Source organism: Citrobacter sp. Cpo090, assembly GCF_030332665.1.
GTDB lineage: Bacteria > Pseudomonadota > Gammaproteobacteria > Enterobacterales > Enterobacteriaceae > Citrobacter > Citrobacter portucalensis.
On sequence record NZ_JAOWHK010000031.1, the window covers coordinates 417,648 to 429,897 of the forward strand.

Consider the following 12,250-nt stretch of genomic DNA (forward strand, 5'->3'; position numbering starts at 1 on the left):
TTGGGTGCAACACAAAAAACGGGCATGGAAGCCCGGAATGGATTTAAGTTGGCCCGGTAAGCGCAAGCACCACCGGGCATTTATCACATCACGCCAAACAATTTCGGCAGGAACAGCGAAATCGCCGGAATGTACGTCACGAGCATCAGCACCAGAAATAGCACGAGGTAAAACGGCAGCATCGCCTTCACCACCTGCTCTATTTTCTGTTTACTCACCGCACTGGCCACAAACAGCACCGATCCTACCGGCGGCGTAATCAGGCCGATCCCTAAGTTCACCAGCATGATCATGCCAAAATGGACCGGATCAATGCCGAGCGCGTTGGTCACCGGCAGCAGAACCGGCGTCAGAATAAGGATCAGCGGAGCCATATCCATCAGCGTACCGATCAGCAGCAGCATGATGTTAATACACATCAGGATGACGTATTTGTTGTCCGAGATGCTGGTGAAGGCTTCGGTGATACGCATCGGCAACTGCATATAGGTCATGACGGCACCGAACGCAGCGGCAAAGCCTATCAGGATCATGACGATAGTGACCGTTTTCACCGTGCGGAACATCAGTTTCGGCAGCTCAGACCATTTATAGTCACGATAGATAAACATGGTGACAAAGAAGGCCCACAGGCAGGCAATCGCCGCAGACTCCGTCGCAGTAAAGATACCTGACAGGATACCGCCCATGATGATCACAACGGTCATCAGGCCCCACAGCGTATCAACGAAAATCTTCAGCGCCTGGCGAAACGGTACACGTTCTCCTTTTGGATAACCGCGCTTGTGCGCAAAAGCCACACACATCACCATCAGACTGAGGCTTAACAGCAGCCCCGGCAGGATCCCGGCGATGAACAGCGCGGCAATCGACACCGTGCCGCCGGTTGCCAGCGAGTAGATAACCGAGTTATGGCTGGGCGGCGTGAGGATCGCCTGCACAGAACCGCTGGCCGTTACCGCCGCGGCAAAGTCGCGCGGATAACCTTTTTTATCCATTTCCGGGATCATTACCGAACCAATGGATGCGGTATCAGCCACCGACGATCCGGAAATAGCGCCAAAAAAGGTTGATGCCACAATGTTTACCAGCGACAGTCCGCCGCGAATAAAGCCAACGAAAATATAGGCAAAGTTCACCAGCCGCCGCGCAATTCCCCCTTCGGCCATAATAGCCCCGGCCAGAATAAAGAAGGGGATCGCCAGCAGCGAAAACTTATTCACCCCGCTGGTCAGTTGGATCATCACCGCTTCCAGCGGAATATCAATATACCAGGCCCCAATGATGGCGCTAATGCCAACCGCGTACGCTACCGGTACCCCAATCGCCAGCATAATGCCGAGCGTAAAGACGAGAATAAATGCATCCATCTGCTTTCCTTTCTGAAATGGGGGCGGTAACTAGCTGGTCGATCCCAGCATGACAACGGGACGTTGGTACTGCGGACCACGGAAAATCTTTTCTGCGATAAACAGCAGCGTTATGGCAGAGCCAATCGGCAACGGAAGATAGTTTTGTCCAGCGCTTAAAAGCGGGAATTCCGCCACTGGCTGGTCCCACAGTTCAATACAGAGATTGGTTCCGTACCAGAGGATAAACAGGCTTATCGCCACCAACATAACGTCTGCGATTACCGAGCAATAACGGCGGGAAGCATCACCCAGACGGTCAGTCACCATGCTCACCGCGATATGCGAGCCTGCGCGATAGCTTACCGCCGCGCCAATAAAGGTGAATGTCACCATACAAAGAATGGCGACGGGTTCTGGCCATGACAGGGCATTATTCAGAACATAACGCGCGAATATGCCAATAGGGATAATGGCGACCATGACCAATAATGCGATACCGGCAATCCACATTGACACCCGATAAAGAAAATCCATTACCGATGAATAGCATTCACCCATAATTATCACCTCGAATTAATCAAAAGATTCAGGCGGAGGGTTGATATCCTCCACCTGATGAATTACTTCACATCCTGAATACGTTTGATCAAATCCTGGTGGTCTTTACCGTAATTATCCCGCACTGACTGCGTGGCTTTATAGAAATAGTCCGTATCAATATCGTGGAACTGAACACCGTTGGCTTTCATGGTCTCCAGTGATTTCGCATTATAATCCTGCCAAAGTTTTCGCTGCTCTACCTGTGCTTCTTTGGCGAGTTTAATAATGAGATCCTGATCTTCTTTTTTCAACTTATCCCATTTTGCTTTCGAGAACAGAAAAAGCTCAGGAATAATAAAGTGTCTGCTCCAGGTATAGTTTTTCACGACCGGCAAATAGTTATGCGCAACAAACGTTGGCGGGTTATTTTCTGTGCCATCAATAACGCCGGTCTGCATGCCGCTAAATACTTCACTGACGCCCATGACAACGGAGTTAGCGCCCATCGCTTTCAGGGTATCCAGCGCTATCGGACTTCCTTGCACGCGGATTTTCATACCGTGTAAATCTTCCGGTTTCACCACCGGATTTTTGGTGATCAGGTTACGCGTTCCGGCATCCATCCAGCCGAGGAACACCAGCCGCGATTTGGTGTTGGCAGTCAGACGGTCGCCAATCTCCTGACCAATCATACCGTCGAGAACCTTATGCAGATGGTCTTCATCACGAAAGATATACGGCAGGGTAAAGACGTTAATTTCAGGGAGAATGGCGGCAACAGGCGTCATTGAGACACGAATAATATCGATAGCGCCTAATTGCGCCTGTTCAATCATCTGTTTCTCATCGCCTAACACGCCACCTGGAAAGGTTTTAATCTCCAGACGACCGTCGGTCGCAGCGCTAAGTTTTTCCCCCATATGTTTCACTGCGACAACGTTCGGGTAATCAGCCGGATGCACATCTGCGGCGCGAAAAGTTTGTGCCAGCGTTGCATGACTCGCCAGCAATACAGACGCGCCAATACACAGACTTAACAGGTTTTTTGTCAGTTTCATTTGTCCTTCTCCAGAAGTTCATAATATCCATTAACAGGAATAGCTTGCAGAGCAAATGACTGCCGGAATTAAAAACGGGCAGCGAGAAACTTTCTTAACGACGTTACCTGCGCAGACTAACTGGTGTAACAATTTATTTCGATGACTGCGTTCACAAAAAATCGCAGATGCTTAAAATTTTTAGCACAGTGTTTCATTTTTGCAATGCAGATCGTTTTATTGATACAAAAACAACGCAAAGAAGGCGATTTGATACTAATAACACCCGTTAGCATTTCAATAAAAATAAAACACTAATATTTTGGGAGAATATCTTTCGAATGAAAAAGAGAAATGCAGGATGGTATTAACACCATCCTGCAGAGACGTTGAGGATTACTGCCAGCCGTAGCGACGGCTATAAAAACCTTTCACAAGCTGGGTTAATGTCATGTAACCCGCCAGAATCGCAATCAGCCATGGGAAGTAGCTCAGCGGCAGCGCCTGCAATTGCAGATAGCTGGCCAGCGGCGAGAACGGTAATGCAATGCCGACGACCATCACCACCAGCGTCATCAGCATCAGCGGCCATGCGGCGCGACTCTGGATGAACGGCACACGACGGGTACGGATCATATGCACAATCAGCGTTTGCGACAGCAGGCCCACCACGAACCAGCCAGACTGGAACAACGTCTGATGTTCAGGCGTATTAGCATGGAAGACGAACCACATCAGGCAAAAGGTCAGAATATCGAAGATCGAGCTAATCGGTCCAAAGAAGATCATAAAGCGGCCCAACTCGCTGGGATTCCAGCGCTGCGGCTTTTTGATCTGCTCTTCGTCGACGTTATCAAACGGAATCGCTACCTGGGATACATCGTACAGCAGGTTCTGAATCAGTAAGTGCAGCGGTAACATCGGCAGGAACGGTAAAAAGGCGCTCGCCACCAGCACGCTAAACACGTTACCGAAGTTAGAACTGGCCGTCATTTTGATGTACTTCAGCATGTTAGAGAAGGTACGGCGTCCTTCAATCACCCCTTCTTCCAGCACCATCAGGCTCTTTTCCAGCAGGATGATATCCGCCGCTTCACGCGCAATGTCGACCGCGCCATCAACGGAGATACCAATGTCCGCCGCGCGCAGCGCCGGGGCGTCGTTGATGCCATCGCCCATAAAGCCGACCACATGGCCTTCGCGCTTGAGCAGCGTGACAATGCGCTCTTTGTGCATTGGCGTCAGGCGGGCAAACAGCGTGGTGCGCTGAGCAAGCAGAGCCAGCTCATCATCGCTTAACCCTTCAATGCTGCTACCGATAACCACATCGCCCGCATCCAGCCCCACTTCATGACACACTTTCGCCGCCACCAGCTCGCTATCGCCAGTGAGGATTTTCACCGTAATACCGCTGGCTTTCAGCGCCTTAAGCGCAGGTGCGGTAGTCTCTTTCGGCGGATCGAGGAATGCGATATAGCCTTCGAGGATCAGATCGGATTCATCAATACGCTGGTAATCGCCCTCACGCGCTGGCAGGTATTTCGTCGCCACCGCCACCACGCGCAGCCCCTGGCGGTTCAGCGTGTCCGTGACGCGTTTAACCCGACGCAGCATGTTGTCATCTAACGGGACAATCTCACCGTTGTGGCGCACCTGGGTACAGACGTTGAGGATCTCCTGCAGCGCACCTTTGCACACCAGTTGATGCACATCGTTTTCTTCAGCAACCACCACCGACATGCGGCGACGTTCAAAATCAAACGGGATCTCATCGATTTTCTGCCAGCGGGTAGAGAGCAGGCGGGCTGACTCTTCGTCCACGCCTTCCAGCACCGCCGTATCCAGCAGATTCTTCAGCCCGGTCTGGTAATGGCTGTTCAGCCACGCAGAATGCAGGACGTGTTCGCTGGGTTTACCAGAGATATCCGTATGATTCTCCAGGACAATTTTATCCTGAGTCAGGGTACCGGTTTTATCGGTGCAAAGAATATCCATTGCGCCAAAGTTCTGGATAGCGTCGAGGTGTTTAACGATAACCTTTTGTTTTGACAGCTTCACCGCCCCACGCGCCAGCGTCGAGGTGACGATCATCGGCAGCATTTCTGGCGTCAGTCCCACCGCCACAGACAGGGCAAACAGCGCCGCTTCCCACCAGTCACCTTTGGTGTAGCCGTTGATGATAAGCACGATGGGCGCCATCACCAACATAAAGCGGATTAGCAGCATGCTGACGCGGCTGATCCCTTTCTGGAAGGCATTCTGCTCGCTTTCCTGCTCGCTGACACGACCCGCCAGTTGCCCGAACCAGGTATTGGCTCCGGTTGAAATCACGATGGCCTGCGCCGTGCCGCTCACCACGTTGGTGCCCATAAAGCACAGGGTATCGCATTCCAGCGGGTTGCTTTGCTGCGGATCGCGGCTGGTTGCCACTTTCTCCACCGGCAGCGATTCACCGGTCAGCGAAGCCTGGGCCACGAACAGGTCACGAGCCTGCACCACGCGCAGATCGGCTGGGATCATATCCCCTGCCGCCAGCTTGATAATATCGCCTGGAACCAACTGGTCGATCGGCAGTTCAACCCAGCCGTTCTCCCCTTTCTCGTTGATAACGCGCAGTACCGTGGCGGTGTTGCTGACCATCGCTTTCAGCGCATCCGCCGCTTTAGTGGAGCGCGCCTCCTGCACAAAATTCAGCAGCGTAGAGATGACGACCATCAGCGCGATAACGCCAGCGGCAAACAGATCTTCGGTGGCATAGGAAATCGCCCCGAGGATGGTCAACAGGATATTAAACGGGTTGCGGTAGCAGACCCACAGATGCACCCACCATGGCGACGGCTTCTGCGCCGGCAACTGGTTCTCGCCATGTAATTCGCGAGCGTTTTCCACTTCTGCGGCGTTCAACCCTTCCGGGTGCGCGCCGAACGTTTTCCACAGCGCTTCTTCGTCCATCAGCGCCATTTTCAGGCAATGTTCGCTCAGCGATGGCGGGATCGGCATGCTGGCAACGGTCTGGGCATTAGGTAACGGATCGCGATGCACCAAACGATGTGGCAAATGGCGGTTTAGCCGGGCAAACAGCTGGCGGGTAATATTTTTGAACATAGGCAGTCCCTCTGCGCCAGTATAAACAGGCGCAGTAAATCCTTCAGGCGTGGCAAAGCCTTGCCTGGTGGCAATATTAAAATCACAACAGGGACGTCAGAACGTCACTGTCTTACAGTTCCGGTAAGACAGTGAAAGACAAGCTTACCGGAAAGGGTTGTTTCTCCATTTCGGGAGAGGGGTGGGATCGGGATCCATATAGCCTCCGGTAAGTGAATGATTTGCGTCGCGGATTATACGCAGAAAACCATAAGGTTTGTGGCAATTATGGCGGTATGATAAACCATGGAAACTAAACCAAACGTATACCAGACTTTGCCCATTGCGCCGCGCTTGAGTAAAGTTATTCTCTATTTGGCATAACTTCACACGCAACACGGGAAAACAGGATGCAAAATCGGCTGACCATTAAAGACATCGCCCGCTTAAGCGGCGTGGGAAAATCAACCGTTTCCCGTGTGCTCAACAATGAAAGCGGCGTGAGTGAACGCACCCGCGAGCGCGTTGAAGCGGTGATGAACCAGCACGGTTTTTCCCCTTCCCGCTCCGCACGCGCCATGCGCGGACAAAGCGACAAGGTAGTGGCGATTATCGTCACGCGACTGGACTCGCTTTCGGAAAATCTCGCCGTGCAGACCATGCTGCCCGCCTTTTATGAACAGGGTTACGATCCGATCATGATGGAAAGCCAGTTCTCACCCGAGCTGGTTGAGGAGCATCTCGGCATGCTAAGACGCCGTAACATTGACGGCGTGGTGCTGTTCGGTTTTACCGGCATTACTGAAGCCATGCTCGCCTCCTGGCAGGATTCTCTGGTGCTGCTGGCAAGAGATGCCAAAGGCTTTGCCTCCGTCTGCTATGACGATGAGGGTGCCATTCGTACCCTGATGCAGCGTTTATACAAACGCGAGCATCGCCATATTAGCTTTCTTGGTGTTCCGCATAGCGATGTGACCACCGGTAAACGCCGCCATGAGGCCTACCTGGCATTCTGTAAAAAACACAAACTGCATCCTGTGGCCGCGCTGCCGGGTCTGGCCATGAAGCAGGGCTATGAGCAGGCCGCCAACGTCATCACCCCGGAAACCACCGCCTTAGTCTGTGCGACGGATACCCTTGCCCTTGGCGTCAGCAAGTACCTGCAGGAGCAGCGAATAGAGAACCTGCAGCTGGCGAGCGTGGGCAGCACTCCGCTGATGAAATTCCTCCATCCGGAAATTATCACCGTCGATCCAGGATACGCTGAAGCCGGACGTCAAGCGGCCTCGCAGCTGATCGAGCAGATCAACGGCCGCAGCGAACCACGGCAAATCGTTATTCCCTCCTCCCTCTCCTGATCGCTTTCTGAGCATTAATTTGTGATCTTCGCTGCGTTTCGGGAACGTTCCCATTTTTAAATATTCATCGAAGATATACTCTGGCGCCAACAACGAGAGAGTTGCCGAATGACGACGCAACAGCGTCTTTTCCGGTCTACGGGGAACACACATCATCATGAGCAAAATAAAACAAGCAGACATCGACCGGCTGATTGAGCTGGTTGGCGGGCGCGACAATATCGCTACGGTGAGTCACTGCATTACTCGCCTGCGTTTTGTCCTGAATCAGCCTGCGAACGCCAGGCCGAAAGAGATCGAATTGTTGCCAATGGTCAAAGGCTGCTTCACCAACGCCGGGCAGTTTCAGGTGGTGATTGGCACCGAGGTGGGCGATTACTACAAGGCGCTGCTGGCGACAACCGGTCATGCCAGCGCCGACAAAGAGCAGGCGAAAAAGGCCGCGCGGCAGAATATGAAATGGCATGAGCAGCTGATTTCTCATTTTGCGGAGATCTTCTTCCCGCTGCTGCCAGCGCTGATTAGCGGCGGCCTGATCTTAGGTTTCCGTAACGTGATCGGCGATCTGCCCATGAGCAACGGGCAGACGCTGGCGCAGATGCATCCTTCGCTGAAAACCCTCTATGACTTCCTGTGGCTGATTGGCGAAGCGATCTTCTTCTATTTGCCGGTCGGGATCTGCTGGTCGGCGGTGAAGAAAATGGGCGGTACGCCGATCCTCGGTATTGTGCTGGGTGTGACCCTGGTTTCTCCGCAACTGATGAACGCCTATTTGCTCGGCCAGCAGGCGCCGGAAGTGTGGAACTTCGGCCTGTTCAGCATTGAGAAAGTGGGCTACCAGGCGCAGGTCATTCCGGCTCTGTTGGCCGGGCTGGCGCTCGGATTTATTGAAACACGCATGAAGCGCATCGTCCCGGATTACCTGTATCTGGTGATCGTCCCGGTGTGCTCGCTGATCCTCGCCGTGTTCCTCGCCCATGCCTTTATTGGTCCGTTTGGCCGCATGATCGGCGACGGTGTCGCGTTTGCGGTCCGTCATCTGCTGACCGGCAGTTTTGCTCCGATTGGCGCGGCGCTGTTCGGTTTCCTGTACGCCCCGCTGGTGATCACCGGCGTGCATCAGACCACGCTGGCTATCGATATGCAGATGATTCAGAGCATGGGCGGCACGCCGGTATGGCCACTGATCGCCCTGTCGAATATCGCTCAGGCCTCTGCGGTGGTCGGGATCATTATCTCCAGTCGCAAACACAACGAACGTGAAATTTCCGTTCCTGCCGCGATCTCCGCCTATCTCGGGGTAACTGAACCAGCAATGTACGGGATCAACCTGAAATACCGCTTCCCGATGCTGTGCGCGATGATCGGCTCCGGTCTCGCCGGACTGCTGTGCGGCCTGAACGGTGTGTTGGCAAACGGGATTGGCGTCGGCGGTTTGCCAGGCATCCTCTCCATCCAGCCGACTTACTGGCAGGTCTTTGGCATGGCGATGGTCATTGCGGTTGTTATCCCAATGATACTGACCTCATTCGTTTACCAGCGTAAACACCGTCTGGGCACATTACAGATTGTCTAACTTTTCTTCGGGGCGCAGTTGCGCCCCTGCGTATTTCCAGGAAACAACCATGAATTTTCCCCACTGGTGGCAAAACGGCGTTATCTATCAGGTTTACCCTAAGAGTTTTCAGGACACTACCGGCAGCGGCACTGGCGATTTACGCGGCGTGACGCAGCGCCTCGACTATCTGCAAAAGCTGGGTGTTGATGCCATCTGGCTGACGCCGTTCTATATTTCGCCGCAGGTTGATAACGGTTACGACGTCGCAGACTACATGTCTGTCGATCCGGCCTACGGCACGCTGGAAGACTTTGACGAACTGGTGGCGCAGGCGAAAGCGCGCGGTATCCGTATTATTCTCGACATGGTGTTTAACCACACCTCAACCCAGCACGCCTGGTTTCGAGAGGCACTGGATAAAGACAGTCCGTATCGTCAATTTTATCTCTGGCGCGACGGCACGCCAGACTGCCCGCCGAATAACTGGCGTTCCAAATTTGGTGGCAACGCCTGGGGTTGGCACGCCGAAAGCGAGCAGTACTATCTGCACCTCTTTGCTCCGGAGCAGGCCGACCTGAATTGGGAAAACCCGGCGGTACGCGCCGAGCTTAAGAAAGTATGCGAGTTTTGGGCCGATCGCGGCGTGGACGGATTGCGCCTCGACGTGGTGAATCTTATCTCTAAAGATCAGGACTTCCCGAACGATCCCGACGGCGATGGACGCTGTTTTTATACCGACGGTCCACGCGCACATGAATTTTTGCGTGAGATGAACCGCGACGTGTTCACACCACGCGGTCTGATGACGGTCGGCGAAATGTCATCCACCACGCTGGAACATTGCCAGCAATACGCCGCACTTAACGGTAGCGAACTGTCGATGACCTTTAACTTCCATCACCTGAAAGTGGATTACCCCAACGGTGAGAAGTGGACGTTAGCAAAACCCGACTATGTGGCACTTAAAACTCTGTTCCGCCACTGGCAGCAGGGCATGCACAATCAGGCCTGGAACGCATTATTCTGGTGTAACCACGATCAGCCACGCATCGTGTCGCGTTTTGGCGATGAAGGTAAATACCGCGTTCCGGCCGCCAAAATGCTGGCGATGGTGCTGCACGGCATGCAGGGCACACCCTACATCTACCAGGGTGAAGAGATCGGTATGACCAACCCACACTTCCGCCAGATTACCGATTATCGCGATGTGGAAAGCCATAACATGTTTGCCACCCTGAACGGCCAGGGACGCGATGCGCAAGAGCTGCTGGCGATCCTCGCCAGTAAATCACGCGATAACAGCCGCACGCCGATGCAATGGGATGCCAGCAAACACGCGGGCTTCACCGCAGGTGAGCCGTGGATCAATCTGTGCGACAACGCGGCAGACATCAACGTGGCGGCAGCGTTGAGCGATGCCGACTCGGTGTTCTTCACCTATCTGCAGCTGATCGCCTTGCGCAAAGCGGAGCCGGTTATCACCTGGGGCGACTACCAGGATCTGCTACCGGACAGCCCGCATCTGTGGTGCTATCAACGAGAGTGGCAAGGGCAGCGGCTGCTGGTCATTGCAAATCTGAGCGATACTTTCCAGAACTGGCAGCCAGCCCAAACCGACGGAAACTGGCAGGTGCTGATGCACAACTATGCCGAGGTCGCCAGCCAACCTGCAGACATGACGCTACGTCCTTTTGAAGCCGTCTGGTGGGTGCAAAAGTAATAGCGCTAAGATACGGATAAGCAATTTTATCCGTATCTTCTGTTACGCATTTCAGACAGGACGTATAGCCATACCCGAAATGTACCATGATAAAATTTACAAACTCTGGGGGATAAAACAAAAATACACCTGCCTCTTATTATATAACCCGGCAGGATATTATGAAAAAATTTATTAGAACATGTACTATTTCAACATTACTGATTAGCAGCCAGGGATGGTGTGGGAATACCGCTGTTGATTTACGTTTTGGCCATAACACAAACTCTGATGCAAATGATTCAAGAATTAAAGTCATGCACCAGGCCGATAATGGCTTTTATTTCTCCGTTGAAGCTGCACAAAATCACAATGACACGTTTTTTGGCGATACCGATCGTAATGACCCCGATGATAAAGGTGTCACTGAAGCAGCTCAAGAAATAGAAACCCGCTGGCGTTTTGACCTGGGTGATGGTTACGCGATTGCACCAGGATTAGTTACAGTATTTACTACCAATAATACACATTATCGCCCGTTTATTCAGGGATGGAAATCATTTGATAATGGGATTAACCTCTCAACTCGCTATCGTTATAATACGGTAAACGACTCACACAGTGACAGAGAATTAGACGGTAGCGGTTATACCCGCCGTGAATCCCATCAATTTGATATCTGGCTTGCCTATAATATTGGTAAATTTGGCATGTCTTATAATCCTCGTTTCCGCTGGCAGGATGGTGTTGACCAGGGAACGGGCGATGATACGTACTGGGAACACACGCTGGCGTTTAATTATAAACTGGACGATGGCTGGACCCCGTATGTTGAGCTAGTTTCCCTTGATAAGACGTATATCAATGACGACGGGAATCATGAAAATGATTACGCCGTACGTCTTGGCATCGTTAAGCAGCTCTAATGTTTTAAGCCGCATCGTGTTGCAGTAAATAGCAACCGATGCGGTCAACGACGGTCAGCAGTTCCAGTTGACCTTCTCGTTGATACAAGGAAATCGCATCGATATCAATGTCCAGAGGCCAGCACTGAGTTGCCAGCGCAGCTAATGAAGAGCCTCTCCTTGTAATTGCGATTATTTTTAAGCCTTTACGCAGCGCATTTCTTGCCATTTCGACTAAAGAGGCGGTTTCTCCCGACTTACTGATGAGCACCAGCGTTCCTCGGGAAACCCGGGTAAGTTGGTGGATGTCATTGAGAATTAAATGAGGCAAACTCGCCAGCGAGAGAAAACGAGAAAGATAATTCAAACTGGTCAACGATGCGCCACGTGAATATAAAAATATATGGCTTGAATTAATCAATTGGTTACAGAGTTGTATAATGACTTCTTCTTTTTCGTTGCCAACACTATATTTTACCGGTTCGGCAACGCGTCTGTCTCGTGAGAATTGATAGCGTAATTCGGTATAGCTTTGATACCCCATTTTTTTACACACTCGATTTACGGACGTGGTGGTGGTGAATGTCTCGGTAGCAATCACCTTAGCGGAAATCCCTGAAATTTCATGTGCATGACACTGTATATATTCAAATATTAATCTTTCACTACCATGAAAAGAATTCATAAAACAGCACTCTTTAACCAAAGATAAAATAA

10 protein-coding genes are annotated in these 12,250 nt (G+C 52.1%); 4 read left to right on the plus strand and 6 right to left on the minus strand.

Features of this window, described 5'->3' with window-relative positions:
• Positions 1 to 83 precede the first annotated feature (83 nt).
• From OGY83_RS16985 to mgtL, 5 genes are all read right to left on the minus strand, one after another.
• On the minus strand, positions 84 to 1,370 hold the full coding sequence (locus OGY83_RS16985; RefSeq protein WP_003830349.1) for a TRAP transporter large permease: 1,287 nt from the start codon (positions 1,368 to 1,370) through the stop codon (positions 84 to 86).
• Positions 1,371 to 1,400: 30 nt separating this feature from the next.
• Entirely contained in the window at positions 1,401 to 1,910 is a 510-nt protein-coding gene (locus OGY83_RS16990; protein WP_286636382.1) for a TRAP transporter small permease, read from the minus strand.
• Between the two features lie 62 nt (positions 1,911 to 1,972).
• A complete protein-coding gene (locus OGY83_RS16995; RefSeq protein WP_286636383.1) occupies positions 1,973 to 2,950 on the minus strand; it encodes a TRAP transporter substrate-binding protein in 978 nt (325 codons plus the stop codon).
• Positions 2,951 to 3,325: 375 nt separating this feature from the next.
• Positions 3,326 to 6,034, minus strand: coding sequence for a magnesium-translocating P-type ATPase (gene mgtA, locus OGY83_RS17000; protein WP_286636384.1), 2,709 nt, complete (start codon positions 6,032 to 6,034; stop codon positions 3,326 to 3,328).
• 144 nt (positions 6,035 to 6,178) lie between these two features.
• Positions 6,179 to 6,232: a mgtA regulatory leader peptide MgtL gene (mgtL, locus tag OGY83_RS25190; protein WP_353622046.1), complete on the minus strand. Its 54-nt coding sequence runs from the start codon at positions 6,230 to 6,232 to the stop codon at positions 6,179 to 6,181.
• A gap of 191 nt (positions 6,233 to 6,423) precedes the next feature.
• On the opposite strand from mgtL, the gene treR reads away from it, so the two are divergent.
• The 4 genes from treR to OGY83_RS17020 all read left to right on the plus strand — a co-directional run bounded on the left by treR (position 6,424) and on the right by OGY83_RS17020 (position 11,554).
• The gene (treR, locus tag OGY83_RS17005) at positions 6,424 to 7,371 is read left to right on the plus strand and encodes a trehalose operon repressor TreR (RefSeq protein WP_286636385.1); all 948 of its coding nucleotides are present in this window, start codon (positions 6,424 to 6,426) and stop codon (positions 7,369 to 7,371) included.
• Positions 7,372 to 7,528: 157 nt separating this feature from the next.
• On the plus strand, positions 7,529 to 8,947 hold the full coding sequence (gene treB, locus OGY83_RS17010; protein ID WP_286636387.1) for a PTS trehalose transporter subunit IIBC: 1,419 nt from the start codon (positions 7,529 to 7,531) through the stop codon (positions 8,945 to 8,947).
• Between the two features lie 49 nt (positions 8,948 to 8,996).
• Positions 8,997 to 10,649, plus strand: a complete 1,653-nt coding sequence (treC, locus tag OGY83_RS17015) for an alpha,alpha-phosphotrehalase (protein WP_286636388.1) — start codon at positions 8,997 to 8,999, stop codon at positions 10,647 to 10,649.
• Positions 10,650 to 10,810: 161 nt separating this feature from the next.
• Positions 10,811 to 11,554: an oligogalacturonate-specific porin KdgM family protein gene (locus OGY83_RS17020; protein WP_286636389.1), complete on the plus strand. Its 744-nt coding sequence runs from the start codon at positions 10,811 to 10,813 to the stop codon at positions 11,552 to 11,554.
• Positions 11,555 to 11,558: 4 nt separating this feature from the next.
• Here the strand turns inward: OGY83_RS17020 and OGY83_RS17025 are convergent, their stop codons facing one another.
• Positions 11,559 to 12,218, minus strand: a complete 660-nt coding sequence (locus OGY83_RS17025; RefSeq protein ID WP_286636426.1) for a MurR/RpiR family transcriptional regulator — start codon at positions 12,216 to 12,218, stop codon at positions 11,559 to 11,561.
• Positions 12,219 to 12,250 lie beyond the last annotated feature (32 nt).